The sequence below is a fragment of the Nocardia sp. NPDC019219 genome (assembly GCF_040632645.1).
In the GTDB taxonomy this organism is placed as follows: domain Bacteria; phylum Actinomycetota; class Actinomycetes; order Mycobacteriales; family Mycobacteriaceae; genus Nocardia; species Nocardia sputorum.
This window is the reverse complement of the sequence record NZ_JBEYCG010000029.1, coordinates 1-16,849: the sequence shown is the minus strand read 5'-3', so window position 1 is coordinate 16,849 and position 16,849 is coordinate 1. Positions and strand designations below refer to the sequence as shown.

16 protein-coding genes and 1 pseudogene are annotated in these 16,849 nt (G+C 68.9%); 9 read left to right on the top strand and 8 right to left on the bottom strand.

Annotated features, from left to right (window positions below; genetic code table 11):
• The 5 genes from ABZ552_RS33570 to ABZ552_RS33550 form a co-directional block, all read right to left on the bottom strand.
• Nucleotides 1-477, bottom strand: a complete 477-nt coding sequence (locus ABZ552_RS33570) for a GNAT family N-acetyltransferase (protein WP_357441887.1) — start codon at nt 475-477, stop codon at nt 1-3.
• Between the two features lie 47 nt (nt 478-524).
• Nucleotides 525-1,130, bottom strand: a complete 606-nt coding sequence (locus tag ABZ552_RS33565) for an acid phosphatase (RefSeq protein ID WP_281877914.1) — start codon at nt 1,128-1,130, stop codon at nt 525-527.
• Between the two features lie 101 nt (nt 1,131-1,231).
• Nucleotides 1,232-1,744, bottom strand: a complete 513-nt coding sequence (locus ABZ552_RS33560; RefSeq protein WP_281877915.1) for a nitroreductase/quinone reductase family protein — start codon at nt 1,742-1,744, stop codon at nt 1,232-1,234.
• Between the two features lie 40 nt (nt 1,745-1,784).
• On the bottom strand, nt 1,785-3,014 hold the full coding sequence (locus ABZ552_RS33555) for a PQQ-binding-like beta-propeller repeat protein (protein WP_281917440.1): 1,230 nt from the start codon (nt 3,012-3,014) through the stop codon (nt 1,785-1,787).
• A gap of 27 nt (nt 3,015-3,041) precedes the next feature.
• Nucleotides 3,042-4,781, bottom strand: coding sequence for a DEAD/DEAH box helicase (locus ABZ552_RS33550; RefSeq protein WP_357441885.1), 1,740 nt, complete (start codon nt 4,779-4,781; stop codon nt 3,042-3,044).
• Nucleotides 4,782-5,190: 409 nt separating this feature from the next.
• Here ABZ552_RS33550 and ABZ552_RS33545 point away from each other — a divergent pair, with 409 nt between their 5' ends.
• Genes ABZ552_RS33545 through ABZ552_RS33535 form a run of 3 tightly spaced genes read left to right on the top strand, consistent with a single transcriptional unit; the run spans nt 5,191 to nt 7,888 of the window.
• Nucleotides 5,191-6,048: a hypothetical protein gene (locus ABZ552_RS33545; protein WP_281877918.1), complete on the top strand. Its 858-nt coding sequence runs from the start codon at nt 5,191-5,193 to the stop codon at nt 6,046-6,048.
• A 55-nt stretch (nt 6,049-6,103) separates the two neighbouring features.
• Complete coding sequence (locus ABZ552_RS33540) at nt 6,104-7,159, top strand: alpha/beta hydrolase (RefSeq protein WP_357441876.1); 1,056 nt, start codon at nt 6,104-6,106, stop codon at nt 7,157-7,159.
• 27 nt (nt 7,160-7,186) lie between these two features.
• Entirely contained in the window at nt 7,187-7,888 is a 702-nt protein-coding gene (locus ABZ552_RS33535) for a ferritin-like fold-containing protein (protein ID WP_159847411.1), read from the top strand.
• Nucleotides 7,889-7,894: 6 nt separating this feature from the next.
• Here ABZ552_RS33535 and ABZ552_RS33530 read toward each other — a convergent pair whose 3' ends face one another.
• Nucleotides 7,895-8,734: a helix-turn-helix transcriptional regulator gene (locus ABZ552_RS33530; RefSeq protein ID WP_281877920.1), complete on the bottom strand. Its 840-nt coding sequence runs from the start codon at nt 8,732-8,734 to the stop codon at nt 7,895-7,897.
• 102 nt (nt 8,735-8,836) lie between these two features.
• Here ABZ552_RS33530 and ABZ552_RS33525 point away from each other — a divergent pair, with 102 nt between their 5' ends.
• Together ABZ552_RS33525 and ABZ552_RS33520 are read left to right on the top strand one after the other, a co-directional pair.
• Entirely contained in the window at nt 8,837-9,376 is a 540-nt protein-coding gene (locus tag ABZ552_RS33525) for a YceI family protein (protein WP_281877922.1), read from the top strand.
• A gap of 66 nt (nt 9,377-9,442) precedes the next feature.
• The gene (locus ABZ552_RS33520) at nt 9,443-9,670 is read left to right on the top strand and encodes a DUF3107 domain-containing protein (protein ID WP_159847420.1); all 228 of its coding nucleotides are present in this window, start codon (nt 9,443-9,445) and stop codon (nt 9,668-9,670) included.
• An 81-nt stretch (nt 9,671-9,751) separates the two neighbouring features.
• Here the strand turns inward: ABZ552_RS33520 and ABZ552_RS33515 are convergent, their stop codons facing one another.
• Complete coding sequence (locus tag ABZ552_RS33515; RefSeq protein WP_040869167.1) at nt 9,752-10,417, bottom strand: TetR/AcrR family transcriptional regulator; 666 nt, start codon at nt 10,415-10,417, stop codon at nt 9,752-9,754.
• A gap of 281 nt (nt 10,418-10,698) precedes the next feature.
• On the opposite strand from ABZ552_RS33515, the gene ABZ552_RS33510 reads away from it, so the two are divergent.
• From ABZ552_RS33510 to ABZ552_RS33495, 4 genes are all read left to right on the top strand, one after another.
• Nucleotides 10,699-11,874: a DUF3152 domain-containing protein gene (locus tag ABZ552_RS33510; RefSeq protein ID WP_281877924.1), complete on the top strand. Its 1,176-nt coding sequence runs from the start codon at nt 10,699-10,701 to the stop codon at nt 11,872-11,874.
• A 147-nt stretch (nt 11,875-12,021) separates the two neighbouring features.
• Nucleotides 12,022-13,206: an adenylyltransferase/sulfurtransferase MoeZ gene (moeZ, locus tag ABZ552_RS33505; RefSeq protein ID WP_281877925.1), complete on the top strand. Its 1,185-nt coding sequence runs from the start codon at nt 12,022-12,024 to the stop codon at nt 13,204-13,206.
• Nucleotides 13,207-13,669: 463 nt separating this feature from the next.
• Nucleotides 13,670-14,521, top strand: a complete 852-nt coding sequence (locus tag ABZ552_RS33500; RefSeq protein WP_195091448.1) for a TIGR02569 family protein — start codon at nt 13,670-13,672, stop codon at nt 14,519-14,521.
• A 255-nt stretch (nt 14,522-14,776) separates the two neighbouring features.
• On the top strand, nt 14,777-15,967 hold the full coding sequence (locus ABZ552_RS33495) for a CHAP domain-containing protein (RefSeq protein WP_281877926.1): 1,191 nt from the start codon (nt 14,777-14,779) through the stop codon (nt 15,965-15,967).
• 72 nt (nt 15,968-16,039) lie between these two features.
• On the opposite strand, the pseudogene ABZ552_RS33490 reads toward ABZ552_RS33495, so the two are convergent.
• A pseudogene (locus ABZ552_RS33490) lies at nt 16,040-16,849 on the bottom strand (DNA-directed RNA polymerase subunit beta); the annotation flags it as partial.

The window sequence follows — 16,849 nt, the reverse complement described above, 5'->3', positions numbered from 1 at the left end:
CTACCGCGCGCCGGCGGCCAGCTTGCCGAGCGCGTCGCCCGCCAGCCGGTAGCCCGCCCATTCGGTCTGGGCCACGGCGCCGATCGACTCGTAGAAGTCGATCGATGGCTTGTTCCAAGTCAGCACCGACCAGGAAACGCGGCTGTAGCCGTGGTCCACCGCCTCCTTCGCCAGGGCCGTGAGCAGTGCCTTGCCGTAGCCCTTGCCCCTGGTCTCCGGCTTGACGTAGAGGTCTTCCAGGTAGATGCCGTGCACGCCGTCCCAGGTGGAGAAGTTGAGGAACCAGACGGCGCAGCCGAGCAGTTCCGACTCGTCCGCGACCACGTGCGCGAACACCTTCGGCTCCGGTCCGAACAGCGCGGCGCGCAGCTGCTCGGCGGTGACCGTGCATTCGTGCCGCGCCTTCTCGTAGTCGGCCAAGTTGTGGACGAGGCCGACCAGTCCGGGCACGTCGGCGGGGACGGCGCGGCGCAGCACGGCGCCGCCTAGGTCGACGGCGGTGGTGGCGGTGGGGGCGGGTCGGGTCACAGTGACGCTCCGTTGGGTACCAGGTTGTGCGCGCGGATCGCGCGCGCGTCGTGTTCGTAGCCGAGCACGGTCAGCGCGCCGGTCGACATGGCGAATCGGCGGCCCTCCCGGATGTCGAATTCGGCCCAGCGGGCGATCAGCGCGCGGGAGAAGTGACCGTGCCCCACCAGCACGATATCCCGCTCCGGCAGCGCGGGCGCCACGGCGGCCAGCACTCGGTCGGCGCGCTCCCGCACCTGCTCCCCGGTTTCGCCGTCCGGGACCGGGCCGGTCCAGATGGTCCAGCCGGGCACCGACTCGCGGATCTGCGGGGTGGTCAGGCCCTCGTAGGCGCCGTAGTCCCACTCGGCGAGGTCGTCGTCCACCACGGCGCCGGCGAGCCCGGCGAGTTCCGCGGTGCGCAACGCGCGCAGCCGTGGGCTGGTGCGCACCAGAGGGTTTCGCAGTTCCAGTGTGGCGAGCAAGCGGCCTGCCGCCGCGGCCTGTTCTTCGCCGCGCTCGGTGAGCGGCAGATCGGTGCGGCCGGTGTGCCGCCGCTGCGTGGACCAGTCGGTCTCGCCGTGCCGGAGCAGCACGACACGGGCGTCATCGAGTGCGGACATGCCTCCATGATGGTCCACCGATGATCATGGGGCCGCGCCGGATCGGCCGCCCCCTCGTCCCGGAGGCGACCGTGTCGACATGCCGTGCCGACCGCCGTGGGCTAGGACTCGACCGGGTCCCCGAGCTCGAGCACCACCAGTGGCAGCGGCCGCGAGACCTTGGACTGGTAGTCCGCGAGCAAGGGATTGTTCGTCGTCACCCAAGTCGCGAACTCGTCGTACTCGGCTCCCTCCAGCGCCCGCGCCGTGCCGCGATAGGTGGTGGACCCCAGCTCGATGGTGACGGCGGAATCGGCTTTCACGTTGTGATACCAGGCCGGGTACCGGTCCTCGATGAACGAGCTCACGTAAAGGGTTTCGCCGCGGCGCAACAGGCCGAGCGGGACCATGTGCCTCTTACCGCTCCTGGCGCCGGTGGTGGTGAGCAGAATCAGCTCACCGCCTTCGTACGCGCCGCCGACCTTGCCCGCGTTGTCGCGGAACTCCTGGATCACGCCGTCGTTCCAGTGTGCGATGTCGTCGTCGGAGAACTTCTGGTTCCAGGGCGCGTCCGGGTCGTCGTAGGACGTGATGGCGGCGGTGTTTCCGGTTGTGCCGGGCAGGGTTTCGCTCATCCCCGCAGTGTGCCCCACGGCACCGACAAGTTCGCCGGCCTTACCCGAAGGCGTGGAGTTCGCCGTCCCGGAGCTCGAGAACGGTCGTCCCGATCACGGTGAGCGCGATGGGGCTTCCGGCATAGCCGGGCCGCTCCACCGGGATGCGCCCTGTTTCGGCTCCCGTGGCGGGGTCGAGGACAGTGAGCGCGCCGGTGGTGGGCAGCAGCAGCTTGCCCGCCATGAGCGCGGGGGATCCGAGGGCGCCGCCCGCGGTCCACAGGGGGTCGAAAGTGCTGCCGTTCAAGGCGATCAGGCTGTTGCCGGTGAAGACCAGGTAGGCCGATCCGATGCGGGTGGTCGTCGCCGTCTGGCTCAACGGCGCCGAGAGTTGATGCACCACAATCGGATTGCCGTTGCCATCGTAGACGGCCAAGCGCGGCGGCAGCGGCTCGGCGCCCGTCGCGGCGCCGGGGAAGTAGAGCACGATCCGGCTGTCGGACACCGCGATCACCCTGGCTTCCGGGGAATCGGCTCCGGGGCCGCTCAGTACGTGCGAGCCGTACTCCTCCGGCACCGTGTTGTCCTTGGGGGCCGGGTTGAGCACGGTGAGCCGCTCGGCCGGGTCCGCGGGGCAGCGTTCCAGCACGGCGAGCCGGGACGGGCTGGAACCGGACGACAGCAACGTGCAGCCTCGGCGCGGCTGGGTCTTGACGTTCACCGGGGCGTCGACGAAGCCGTACTCCACGGTGCGCACCAGGTCCGAGCGCCACATCTCCAGCCGCTGCGGTCCCTGCGCGAGCAGGTAGGTGCCGTCCACCGACAGCCGCACGTCGCGATCCATGTAGCTGCTGCGCGCGGTGCGACGGGCGCCGCTGTCGCCGGCCAGCATCGTGGCCTGGCTGCAGCCGCGCTCGTCGCGGTAGACGGCGATCACCATGCCGTACTGGCTCTCGACCCCGCACAACGGGATGTCGCGCCGGTACTTCCACAGCTGGTCACCGGTGCGTGGATCGCGGCCGGTGACCGTGTCGCCGTCGCCGGTCACCACGACGCCGCCGGACACGAGCGCCCGCGCGCTCGCGCCGTCCGGCGCGTGCCACAGCTCGCGCAGCGAGGCGGGTAACTGATCGGCCGCCGCCGGGGTCGGCACCGTGGAGGACGCGGTCACCGACTCGGTGCCGTGCGCGTCCCCGCGCACCCACACCACGGCCCCGGCGATCACCACGAGAACCGCGATCGCGACTGCGGAAAGGATATCGGCGCGCGTCCGCCGCTCGGGTGCGAGCACGAGTGCGAGACTAGCCGATCCGGGCGGTCAGGCCGATGCGGCGGCCGCGGGCTCGGCCGCGCTCCCGGTGTCCTCGGTCACCACGTCGCCCTCGCCCGACCGACGGCGCCTGCGCCTGCGGCGAGCGGGCCGGTCGGCCGCGTCGGATTCCGCCGCGGCGCCGTCGTCGTCCGAGGACTCGCCGCTCGGCTCCGCCGTGGCGGGGGTGTCGGTGGCGTCGCCGGTGGTCCTGCGCCGCTTGCGCCTGCGGCGTGCGGGCTTGTCGGCCTCGGCTGCCTGCTCCGTGTCCGCGACCTCGTCGCCCGCGGGAGCGTCGGTGTCGTCGGCGTCGGTGACGTTCGGTGTGCCGTCGATCGGCTGACCGCCGCGGGTGCGCTTGCGGTTGCGCTTGCGCGGGGTACGGGCGGGGCGTTCGACCACGACCGCGTCGGCGTCGCGTTCCGGCTTCGGCTTGCGCACCACACCGGTCACACCCTCGGGAATGCCGAGATCGGAGTACAGGTGCGGCGAGCGCGAGTACGTCTCGACCGGTTCGGGGATGCCGAGCCCCAGCGCGTTGTCGATCGAAGCCCAGCGGTTGAGCTCGTCCCAGTCGATCAGGGTCACCGCGACGCCGGTGCGCCCGGCCCGGCCGGTGCGCCCGATGCGGTGCACGTAGGTCTTCTCGTCTTCCGGGCACTGGTAGTTGATGACGTGCGTGACGTCGTCGATGTCGATGCCGCGCGCGGCGACGTCGGTCGCGACCAGCACGTCGATGGCGCCTTTGCGGAACTTGGTCAGCGCTTTCTCGCGGGCGATCTGTCCGAGGTCGCCGTGCACCGCGCCGACGGCGAAGCCGCGCTCGGCCAGGTCGTCGGCCACCTTCTGTGCCGTGCGCTTGGTGCGCGTGAAGATCATCGTGGCGCCGCGGCTCTCGGCCTGCAGGATGCGCGCGATCAGCTCGCTCTTGTCCAGGGCGTGCGCGCGGTAGACGAACTGCGCGGTGCGATCGTGCACCGCCGAATCGTGCGGTTCCTCGGCCCGGATGTGCGTCGGGCGGGTCAGGAAGGTGCGCGCCAGGGTGATGATCGGCCCGGGCATGGTCGCCGAGAACAGCATGGTCTGGCGCTTGTCCGGGACCATGCCGAGGATGCGCTCGATGTCCGGCAGGAAGCCGAGGTCGAGCATCTCGTCGGCCTCGTCCAGCACCAGCACGCCGATCTTGCCCAGGATCAGGTGCTGCTGATCGGCCAGGTCCAGCAGGCGGCCGGGCGTGCCGACCACCACGTCGACACCGTCGCGCAGCGCCGCGATCTGCGCCTCGTAGGGGCGGCCGCCGTAGATGGACGCGACGCGCAGCGGTCCCTGGTGGTTGGTCAGGTACTTGCTCGCGTTCTCCAGGTCCTTGGTGACCTGGATGCACAGCTCGCGCGTCGGCACGATGACCAGCGCTCGCGGCGTGCCGTCCAGCGGCGTGGTGCCGGATTCCGCGGTGGCGATCCGGTGCAGCAGCGGCACGCCGAATCCGAAGGTTTTACCCATACCGGTGCGGGCCTGACCGATCAGATCTTCGCCGGCGAGCGCCAGCGGCAGGGTCAGTTCTTGAATGGCGAAAGTACGTTCGATTCCGATCTCGCCGAGTGCGCGGACGATTTCCGCGCGCACGCCCAATTCGGCGAATGTCGGGGCGGTATGCGTTGCGTCCAGTTCGGCCGTCAACAGGGTCTCCGCCAGACCTGGTTCCTGATCGACTGTGATCTTGCTCAGGGTTCGTGCCTTCCTCGTAATCACGTCCCGCGCGCACGAGGTGGGGCGGACCGGGCGGTCCACGACGACCACGACTCCGCAGGCGATACTTCACCCGGCCACGCTCCGGATGCCGGGCGCCTGCCGCGAAAAGCGGCGGCTACCTCGCAAGACATCGGCGCGGCGCACTGGTGACGCGGATTGGTGCGCGCACATTTTCTTGTCCAACGAAAACTTCGCACTCGAAAGCGGCCGAGCGTCGCAGCGGCGTCTCCGCGGTGTGCGTGAGCGCGACGTCCGGCGACTCTGTCGAGCGAAACTTTCCGTTGTCCGACGCGATTGTAGCGTGATATTGTGCCTCGCTCGAATTGCCACTGCGGCGCGGTATCGAAAATCCCTCGCACCGCACGTGTGCTTTCGCCGTGCCGGGCGCCCACGTACGCTGCGCCACATGGGAATTCATCCGGCGCGGCAAATCTGGGCGACGCTCGAACCGCTACACGATGTCGTCTATTTCGGAACCGGCGTCAAGGAGGCGGGCGTCGGGATCGGGCTGCGCGGCTACTGGCAGACCTACTTCGCTTTCCGCGCCGCCCCGCTGGGCGCGGTGACGCCCGCCGCCGTGCAGGCGATCTTCGCCGGATTCCATCCCGACATGGTCCGTCGCGCGCTGCCGGAGGCGTGGGATCGGGCGACGCCGCAACGCTGCCTCGCCGCGCGGCTCGACCTGGCCACCGGCCTGCTGCGCGGCGTGGGGGCGGGTGACGCCGTCTGCGCCCGCGCGGTCGAATTGCTGACACCGGTGCAGCGCGCGGCCGATCCCACCGGGCGGGCGCTGTTCGCCGCGAACGCGGCCCTGCCGCTGCCCACCGACCCGGTGGCCGCGCTGTGGCAGCTGACCACCTCGCTGCGCGAGCACCGCGGCGACGGCCATGTCGCGGCCTTGGTGACCCACGGTCTCGATGGACGTCAAGCGCTGGTCGTGCAGGTGGCCGCGGGCAAGGCGCCCGAATCCGTGATGCGGCCCGCGCGCGGAGTGTCGGAGCCGGAGTGGGCGGACGCTTTCGACGAGTTGCGCGCCCGTGGCTTGGTCGCCGGAGAACCGGTCACGCCCACCCTCACCGGCAGCGGCGCGGCGTTGCTGGCCGAGGTCGAAGCCGAGACCGACGAAGCGGCGTGGACCGGGGCGCTCGCGGTGCTGTCGGCCGACGCGATCACGGAGCTGACCACCTCGCTCGCGCCCCTGGTGCGCGCTGTGCAGGAGGCGGTGGTCCCGCCGCTCAACCCGGTCGGCATGGGACCGCGGTGACGCCGTCCGGGAGTTGCCTGTTACCCGCGGTACCGAATATGAGACTCTCTTCGCTGTGAGCCTTGCCGACACCGTCACCCTCGCCGCGCGCAACGCGTGGGCCTTGACCTTCGGCTCCGGCATCGAGGCGCCGGACCCGACTCCCGCGACGATCCTCTGGGACCAGCCGCACCGGCAGCTGCGGCGATTCGAGCGAGCCGACGGAACTGTGCCGGAAGGGGATTCCGCCGTCCTGCTGGTCCCGCCGCTCGCCGCGCCCGCCACCTGTTTCGATCTGCGGCCCGAGCAGAGCTTGGCGCGCTTTCTGCTGGAGATCGGCCGCAGCCCGTACGTCGTCGACTACGGCGCGATCACCTTCGCCGACCGGCGTATGGGCTTCGAGGACTGGATCGACGACATCCTGCCCGAGGCGGTGCTGCGGACCAGCGCCGACCGCGACGGACGCGCGGTCGATCTGGTGGGCTGGTCCCTCGGTGGCACGCTGGCGTTGCTGACCGCCGCGGCGCACCCCGAGCTGCCCATCCGTTCGATCACGGCCGTCGGCTCGCCGCTGGACTACGACTGCATGACCGGCGTGCCGCAGTTGCGCGCCGTCGCGCGCCTCACCGGTGGCCGGGCCACCTCGACCGTCATCCGCGCTGCCGGTGGCGTTCCTGCGACACTGACTCGAATCGGCTACAAGGTCACCGCATGGGACCGCGAGCTCACTCGCCCGTGGTTCGTCGCGAGCAATATCGCGCGCACCGAGGCGCTGGCGAAAATGGAGACGATCGACCGGTTCATGGCCGAGATGCCCGGGTATCCGGGGCGCTTCTACGGACAGCTGTGGGGCAGGTTCATCCTGCACAACGACATCGGGCGCGGTGTCGTCGTCCTCGGCGGACGCCGGATCGAGCTGGCGCGGGTGACCGCGCCGGTGCTGCTGGTCGGCGGGCCCTCCGATGTGATCACCCCGGCTCCCGCCGTCGAGGCGGGCGCTCGCGTGCTCACCGGAGCGGCGATGGTCCGCTACGAGACCGCCCCCGGCAGCCACCTCGGCATTCTGGCCGCACCGACCGCACGGGACACGACATGGAGTTACCTGGAGAAGTTCCTGGCCGAGACCGCGTGAGCCGCGGCGAGTATTACGCTGGGCCGCATGGGAGCACAGTCACCTGCCGCGTTAGGTGTTTCGTCGACCGACCCAGCGAACCTCTTCATCCCCGCGAGCCATCCCGGCGTGACCGACCTGTTCGCGGTGCTCGCCTACGGCGAGATCTCCGCGTTCTACCGGCTGGCCGAGGAAGCCAAGCTGTCGCCGACCTTGCGGGGCAAGGTGGCGGTGGCGACGATGGCCGCGGCCGAGATGGAGCATTTCAAGACGCTGGAGTCCGCGCTGGCCGCGCGTGGTGCCGATGTCTTCGACGCCATGGCGCCGTTCGTGCGCGCGCTGGACGACTATCACGCCTCGACCGACCCCTCGACGTGGCTCGAGTCGATGGTGAAGTTCTATGTCGGTGACGGCATCGCCGCGGACTTCTACACCGAGATCGCGGGCGCGTTGACCCCGGACATCGCCGCGGTGGTCCGCGACGTGCTCGCCGAGACCAGTCATTCCGAGTTCGTCGTCGAGGAGGTGCGCCGGGCGGTCACCGAAAGCCGTTCCGAACGCGACCGGCTCACGCTCTGGGGCAGGCGGCTGCTCGGTGAGGCGATCACGCAGGCGCAATTCGTCATGGCGCAGCGCGACGAGCTCACCGATCTGGTCCTCACCGCCACCGGCGACCTCAACGGCATCGCCGCGCTGATCGAGCGGATGCAGGACAGCCACGCCGAGCGTATGGCGGTACTCGGTATCTGAGCGCGGCTACGCGTTCGCCGCGCGGTTGGGCACCAGCCGCAAACCGGGCGCGTGGGTGCTCGCCCGGTCGACCAGCCAGACGACGACGCTCTGGTCCCGGCGGTCGGATTCCAAGTTCTCGAACGGCACCTCGACCATGCCGTGCACCGGATGGTCCAGGTGCAACGTGCCGGCGCCGGGCGCGCCGACCCGATGCGGCTTCCAGCGGTCGGCGAAACCCGGCAGCCCGCGCAGCGCCTCGATCGTCTCGAGCAGCGCGTCGTCGCCGGGCCAGTGGAGTTTGGCGCGGCAGAGCGCGGAGGTGAAGGTGTCGGCGGCTTCCTCCCAATTGCGCAGGACGCGCCGTGCCGCGGGGTGCGCGAAGGTATACCAGGCCAGGTTGGGCTGATCAGGTCCGTCCAGCAGGCCCAGCGGGGCGGCGAAATCGGCCCACGCCTGGTTCCAGCCCAGCACGTTCAGTCTGCGGCCGACCACGAAGGCCGGTGTCGGCTGCAACGCCTGCAGGATCGTCTCGATCGTCGCGGCCACCTGTTCCTGTGCGGCTTCGCCACCGGGGCATCGGGATTCGTTGCCGGAAGCCATCGCGAGCATGCCGAAGTACTGGCGGTCGTCGCCGCGCAGCAGCAGCGCGTCGGCCAACGCGTCGATCACCGCGAGCGACGGATTGGTGTCGCGCCCCTGCTCCAGGCGGGCCAGGTAGTCGGCGCTGACGCCCGCACGGACGGCGACCTCCTCGCGACGCAGCCCGGGTGTCCGGCGGCGTCCGCCCTCGGGCAGGCCGACGTCCGACGGCCGTAGCTCGGCGCGCCGGGCGATGAGGAACTCCGCGAATCCGTTAGTGGCCATAGGTCCCATCGTGCCCGGTCCGAGGACGGTTATCCGCGCCCTGTCAGGTCCAGGATAACGGCGGTCTGGCTACCGGACCGCGGTCCGGTCATTGTCGGAGGCATGACATCTACCTCGGAATCCACCACGCTGAAGTCCGGTTCGTGGGCGCTGGACGCCGCGCACTCCTCGGTCGCCTTCACCATCCGCCATCTCGGCATCGCCAAGGTCCGTGGCGGATTCACCCGGTTCGAGACCGAATTCGTGGTCGACGAGTCGGGCGCGGCCACCGTGGGCGCGACGATCTACCTCGACTCCTTCGACACCGGCAACGCCGACCGGGACGCGCACATCCGCACCGCCGACTTCCTCGACGTCGCCAATCGCCCCACGCTGACCTTCCGCGCCAACCATCCGGTGCTCGTCGCGGAGACCTTCGAGGTCGAGGGCGAGGCCACGCTCGGCACGATCACCAAGCCGGTCACCCTGGAGGTCGAGTGGGGCGGGGTGCAGGACTTCGGCCCGACCGGCGACCGGCACGCGGGCTTCTCCGCCACCGGCACCATCAAGCGAACCGATTTCGGCGTCGGCGGCCCGCTGCCCGGCATGCTCAGCGACACCGTGAAGATCGAGCTCGAGATTCAGCTCATCGAGCCGAAGTGAGCTTCTCCGGCGGCCACCACTAGCCTGGACTCGACAGCACAGGACTCTCAGGTTCGGAGGTTGGCCGTGGAGGTCAAGATCGGTATTTCGGATAGCCCGCGCGAGCTGGTGATCAGCAGCGCGCAGACCCAGGAAGAGGTCGAGGCGCTGGTGTCCGGTGCGCTCGGCGGCGACGGCGGCGTCTTGGCTCTCACCGACGAGAAGGGCCGCAAGTTCCTGATCCAGGCTTCGAAGGTCGCCTACGTCGAGATCGGCTCGACCACCGGCGGCCGCGTCGGTTTCGCCGCGGTCTGACTCCCGGTTTCCGGCCGACAAGCAACGAGCCCCTGTTCCCCGATCGCTCGGGGGCAGGGGCTCGTTCGTCGTTGTAACCGCTCAGTCGATGGGATGCAGCGGCACGTGCTTCAAGCCGCCCCACGCGAGGGAGACGGTGGTGTCGACCGCCTCCTCCTTCGGGATCGGCCGATCGGCCTCCAGCCAGTACCGCGCGGTGAACTGGCTCGCGCCGACCAGGCCGACGGCCAGGATGCGGGCCCGGTAGGGGTCCAGGCCCGAGTCGTGCGCGACCAGGTCGAAGACGGCGTCCACACAGGCCTCGGTGGCCTGCTCGACCCGGCGCTGCACCTGCGGCTCGCTGGTGAGGTCGGACTCGAAGACCAGGCGGAAGCCCTGCATCTCGTTGTCCACGAAATCGAAGTACGCCTGCACCGCCGCGCGGACGCGCTGCTTGTTGGAGGTGGTGGAGCGCAGCGCTTGGCGCACGCTGGACACCAGCATGTCCACGTAGTTCTGCAGCACAGCGAGATAGAGCTCCAGCTTGCTGCTGAAGTGCTGGTACAGCACCGGCTTGCTCACTCCGGCGCACTGCGAGATCTCGTCCATGCCCGCGGCGTGGTAGCCGCGCTGCACGAAGACTTCGCTTGCCGCCGCGAGTAGCTGTTGACGTCGCTCGTCGCGCGGAAGCCGGGTACCGCGTTTGGCGGGTGCCATGGCCTCGGACGACGATCGACGGGACGTCATCCGGTCCACGAGGTCAGTCATTTCGGCTCTCCCAGTCGATTCCCCGGCAAAGGGGTGTGCACCGGGTTATCTCATGAACGATACCCGGTTGTTGCCCGCCCGCGGATCGGGGCCGGACAACTGGTGCCACCCGGAGACACATTGTCGCACCGAAGGGGCCGCCGATGTGCCCGTCAGTGGGGATCCGCTGCTGTGAGACTCTGATGACCGTGACCGACCGACCGGAGCGACCACCCGGCGGGCGGCGTGGTGCGCGCCGCCCGGCTGGCTCCGGCGCGCCCGGTTCCGTAGGGTCGGACAGCATGGCGAGAACCTGGCCAGAGGCGCGAACGGATGGTGCGGCTCGGACCGGCGCAGCCAAGCGTTCCGGAGCAGGCGGCGGGTCGCCCGGCCGCAGGACGAGCAAGCGCAAGCGCGGCACGGCACCCGAAACTCCCGCGCCGCAGCCTGATTCGGACCGGCAGCAGTCCGATCAGGACGATGTCGAGGTCTACGATCCGCTCGGCCTCTACTCCCACAAGGCGGAGCGATCCCATCAGCCGCTGCGCGCCCGCTGGGATCCCACGTCACCCGACGACGGCAGGGACCGCGGTCGTCCCGAACGGGACGCCAAGAAGCAGAGCGCCCTCGGCAGATTCGTCTCCACCTACGGCTGGCGGGCGTACGCGTTGCCCGTTCTGGTCGTGATCACCGTTCTGGTCGCCGTCGACGCGGTGCGCGCGGCCGACACCGCAAGCTCTGCCGGATCGGATCCGGGGCTCGGGCGACTCAGCCCGGCCACCGCCACCGCGGGCATCATCGGCGCCCCGCCGGGCGACGGGCACTTTCCCACCGATCTCCCCACCGGAGCACTGCCCGACGGCGGCGGGTTCGCCGAGACCGGCGCCGGCTCCTGGCACGTGGTGCCCGGCACCACGGCCCAGATCGGCACCGGAACCGCGACCGTCTTCCGCTACACCGTGGAGATCGAGAACGGCGTGGACACCTCCGGCCTGGGCGGTGACGAGGCCATCGCCAAGATGGTCGATTCCACCCTGGCCAATCCGAAGAGCTGGGTGCACGACCCCAAGTTCGCGTTCCGCCGGGTCGACCAAGGCGACGCCGACTTCCGCGTCTCGCTCACCTCCCGCGGCTCCAGCCGCAAGGAGTGCGGTTTCGACATCCCGATCGACACCTCCTGCTACAACGCCGACGATCGCCGCGTGGTGCTGTCGGATGTGCGCTGGGTGCGCGGCGCGCTCGCCTTCGAAGGCGATATCGGCTCCTACCGGCAGTATCTGATCAACCACGAGGTCGGCCACGCCATCGGCTATCACCAGCACCAGGCATGTGAGACCGACGGCGGGCTGGCGCCGGTGATGATGCAGCAGACCTTCGGCACCAAGAACGACGACATCGCCGCCCTCGATCCGCACGGCGTGGTCCCGATGGACGGCAAGCGCTGCCGTTTCAACCCCTGGCCCTACCCGCGGGGGTAAGGGCGGGGCGGCTGTCACGCCGTATCCGGTATACGGAACGATGGACGGGAAGAACGGCCCGGTCGCCGGTGTTGCACAGTGGACCCAGCCCGCCACGGGCGTCATACCGCCGCAGCGATCGGCCAAGCGATTCGAGGAGTCCTGGACGTGTCATCACCCAAGTCCCTGCCGCCACTTGTCGAGCCGGCTGCGGAACTGACCAGGGATGAGGTAGCCCGCTACAGCCGACACCTGATCATCCCCGATCTCGGCGTGGACGGACAGAAACGTCTGAAGAATGCCAAAGTGCTGGTGATCGGCGCCGGTGGCCTCGGCTCGCCCGCCCTGCTGTACCTGGCCGCGGCGGGTGTCGGCACGCTCGGCATCGTCGAGTTCGACGAGGTCGACGCCTCGAACCTGCAGCGTCAGATCATCCACGGCGAATCCGACATCGGCCGCCCGAAGGCCGACAGCGCGCGCGACTCCATCCTGGAGATCAACTCCGGCATCGATGTCCGGCTGCACAAGCTCCGGCTGGAACCGGAGAACGCGGTGGAGCTCTTCCGCGAATACGACCTGATCGTGGACGGCACCGACAACTTCGCCACCCGCTACCTGGTCAACGACGCCGCGGTGCTCGCGGGCAAGCCGTACGTGTGGGGCTCGATCTACCGCTTCGAGGGTCAGGTCTCGGTGTTCTGGGAGGACGCCCCGGACGGGCGCGGCATCAACTACCGCGACCTGTACCCGGAAGCCCCGCCGCCCGGCATGGTCCCGTCCTGCGCCGAGGGCGGCGTGCTCGGCGTGCTGTGCGCGTCGATCGGTTCGGTGATGGTCACCGAGGCCATCAAGCTGATCACCGGCATCGGCGAGCCGCTGCTGGGCCGTCTGATGGTGTACGACGCACTGGACATGAACTACCGCACCATCAAGCTGCGCCGCGATCCGGAGCGTCAGCCGATCACCGAGCTGATCGATTACGAGGCGTTCTGCGGCGTCGTGTCCGAGGAGGGCCAAGCGGCCGCTGCCGGGTCCACCATCACCGCGCGCGAACTCGAGGAGTTGCTGTCGTCGGGTAAGGACATCGAGTTGATCGACGTGCGCGAGCCGGTCGAGTGGGACATCGTGCACATCGAGGGCGCCAAACTCATCCCGAAGGACCGCATCCTGTCCGGCGAGGCGCTGGCCGAGCTGCCCCAGAACCGTCCGATCGTGCTGCACTGCAAAACCGGTGTGCGCTCCGCCGAGGCCCTGGCCGCCCTGAAACGCGCGGGCTTCTCCGACGCCACCCACCTGCAAGGCGGCGTGATCGCCTGGGCCAACCAGGTGGACAAGTCGCTACCGGTGTACTGAGGCGGTAGACGCCGACGCCCCCTACCGGGGCATCGGCGGAGCGAGAACGCGTCGATCGCCGTCGCTCGGGCAGAAGCTGGGGCGCGGCAAGTGCTCGGCCGTCGGAATGGCCTGCGGTGTAGACGCTCAGTGTCAATGTGAGCGGCCGCTGCTGGATTCAGTGGCTGGTGCCCGCTGACCGGGATCCATCATGGCCGTGTGCACTCGGTGTGCGCGTTGCCGAATCCCGATCGCCGAGACTCCCGGTAGACGCGATGGGCGCGGAGCGACAACATATGCCCGACCACCGGTTTCGAGCGAAGCGAGACCGAGCATGTGCCGTTCGCGGCCCGGCTCGTGTCCGAACGGCCGCCGCGTACGCGACGAAGTCGCCAGCGGCGGTCGCTCGGACACGAGCCACAAGAGGGCCGCGAACACGGCGCGCCGGAGGCGCGCCAAATCAGACACGACGTACCGTACGGCCGTGACTTCTGTGGAACCTCCCGAGCATGTGCGTGCCACGTTCGGTCTGCGCGAAGTGACCCCGGTTTCGCTCGGTGACTGGGAAGGCGGTTGGCGCTTCGGCGACGTGGTGCTGAGTCCCGTCGCCGATCACGCGCGCGCGGCGTGGTCGGCGAAGATCCGTGAGACGTTGAAGGTCGATGGTTTGCGGCTGGCGCGTCCGGTGCGGGCGACCGACGGCCGCTACGTGGTGTCCGGCTGGCGTGCGGACACCTATCTGGAGGGCGCTCCCGAGCCACGGCACGACGAGGTGGTCTCGGTGTCGCTGCGCCTGCATCAGGCGACGGCGGATCTGGAGCGGCCGCGCTTTCTCGCCCAGCCACCGGTCGTGCCGTGGGTGGACATCGACGTGTTCGTCGCCGCCGATCGCGCCGCCTGGGAGCCGGTGCCCCTGCGCAGCCTGCGCGCCGGGGGCGCTTCGCTGTCGACCTCCCCGGACGGCCGGCGCAGCATCGAACTGATCGGTCAGTTGGCCACCCTGCGCAAGCCGGTGCAGACCCCGCCGCAGCTGGTGCACGGTGACCTGTTCGGCACGGTCTTGTTCGCGGGCGCGCAGGTCCCCGGACTCTCCGACATCACCCCGTACTGGCGGCCGGTGCCGTGGGCGGCGGCGGTGGTCGTGGTGGACGCCCTGTCCTGGGGCGGCGCGGACGACGGCTTGCTCGATCGCTGGGCGGACCTGCCGGAGTGGCCGCAGATGTTGTTGCGCGCGGTGATGTTCCGGTTGGCGGTGCACGCGCTGCATCCACGGTCGACGCCCCAGGCGTTCCCGGGTCTGGCGCGCACGGCGGACATGGTGCGCCTGACCCTCTGAAGACGAAGTCTCTCTCGGACAACGCGGTTCGATGCGCGGGGTCCTGCTCGTTCGATCCGGCGGGCATTCGGTCCCGGGTTCGGACGGATTCGCAGGTCGCCGCCCGTTGTCGCCAATGTCGGGAATGCCGGATACTCGCGGTAACGCATGTGCGCGCCGCATGTGCCAGGAGACTCTCGCCGAGAGAGGTTGACGAATGCTGTTTGTTATCCCGCGGAGGCCGACCGTGGGGACCGCGTCGGGTGGAGGGCGTGCATGACGACCTTGTCGGACTTGGATCTCCCTAACCTGCCATATCCCAAGTACGCCAGCGCCGGTCTCAATGCGGTCGTCGACGCGGCGAATGTGTATATGCAGAACTCGGTCTTGTTGTTCGCGTCCGGCTGGGACGGCGGGCAGAAGGACATGATCACTTGGCTGGCGGACAAAGATGTATGGGGTAAGGACGGCGGTCTGCTGACCTCGGCCGGCCGAAAGCTCACCCAGGACGGCGCCCAGACGCTCGATCCAGGATCGTCGGTGTTGGTCGACGACTACGAAGAAAAGCGCGGAGCGTTCCTGGACAAAACGTCGGAACTGCAGAAGCAGAACGACAACGTGCAGGAACGTGCTATCGCGAGTTTCGACACCTCGAACAAGGCGTTCCAGGACGTCGTAGAGATCGTCAATGGGCTCAAAAACGAGTTGGGTCGTGCACCCGGAGAGCATCAGCTGACCCAGCTGCCCGATGGAAATTTGCACTTGACCGCCGCCGAGGAAAACCGGTTGCTGCAGTTGATCCTGGAGGGCGTGGACCGTGTGCTCGACACGATCGAAGACGCGGACAGCGGCATGCAAAGGGACGCGGGGAATATCTACCAGATGATTCCGGACCTCCCGCGCAATCCCTACGGCAACGCGCCGGATCCCGGATACCGGGCTCCGTGGGCGCTGCCCGCGAGCGATGCCACCTGGACCCCAGGGAAAGGAACCCCCAACGATATTCTTGCGAAGGCTCGCGAGCAACTGGCGCTCGGTGTCTCCGAATCGGGCGGCAACAATATCCCGGTGTTCCGTGGTCCGAATGGCGAGCTTTACGAGGCGCCTTACAACATCAATGACGCGTGGTGCGCGGCCTTCTCCACCTGGGTGTGGGAGAAGGCCGGTTACAACGTCGACTGGTCCAACCCGAACTACGTGCCTTCTATCTGGAACGACGCCAAGCACATGGGGTTGGCGGCGAATATCTCGAACGCGCAAGCAGGCGACATGATCATTTTCGACTGGGAGGGTGACGGAAACCCCGACCATGTCGGGATCGTCGAGTCCGTGGATCCGCGCACCGGCCGGATCACCACCATCGAAGGAAATTCGGGGGATGCATTGAGGTCCAATCACTATTCCATGAACGCGGGATCGCTCGTCGGCGTCGTCAAGCCGCCGTCCAACCAGGCGAGGGCTTCCTGACGGCTCCGGTGCACCGCGCACGGACTATCGCGACAGTTCCGTGCGCGGCGCGCCGGCCAATGCGCGGCGGTATCAGCTCGACAGGTCGTTCACCGAAGCGGATTCACTGCCGGACAACGAGATGCCCAGGTTCGCGGCGGTGCGATCGACCTCGTCGTCACCGTGCTGGAACTCGATCGCCGAACCCGCCGACAGCACTTCGACGTTGAGGCACAGCGACTGGAGTTCCTTGAGCAGGACCTTGAACGATTCCGGGATGCCCGGTTCCGGGATGTTCTCGCCCTTGACGATCGCCTCGTAGACCTTCACGCGGCCGACGACGTCGTCGGACTTGATGGTCAGCAGTTCCTGCAGGGTGTAGGCCGCGCCGTAGGCCTGCATGGCCCAGCACTCCATCTCGCCGAAACGCTGGCCACCGAACTGCGCCTTACCGCCCAGCGGCTGCTGGGTGATCATCGAGTACGGGCCGGTCGAGCGCGCGTGGATCTTGTCGTCGACCAGGTGGTGCAGCTTCAGGATGTACATGTAACCGACCGCGATGGGATACGGGAAAGGCTCGCCGGTGCGGCCGTCGAACAAAGTTGCTTTTCCATCCGCTCCGACCAGCACGTCGCCGTCGCGGTTGGGCAGCGTCGAGGCCAGTAATCCGGCGAGTTCTTCCTCGCGGGCGCCGTCGAACACCGGGGTCGCGAGATTCGTGTCGGGTCCCGCCGACAACAACTCCTCGGGCAAACGCTCGGCCCACTCCGGGCGCGACCCGTCGGCGAGCTGAACGTTCCAGCCTGTCTTGCCGATCCAGCCCAGATGGGTTTCCAGGATCTGGCCGATGTTCATACGACGCGGCACACCGTGGGTGTTGAGGATGATGTCGACCGGGGTGCC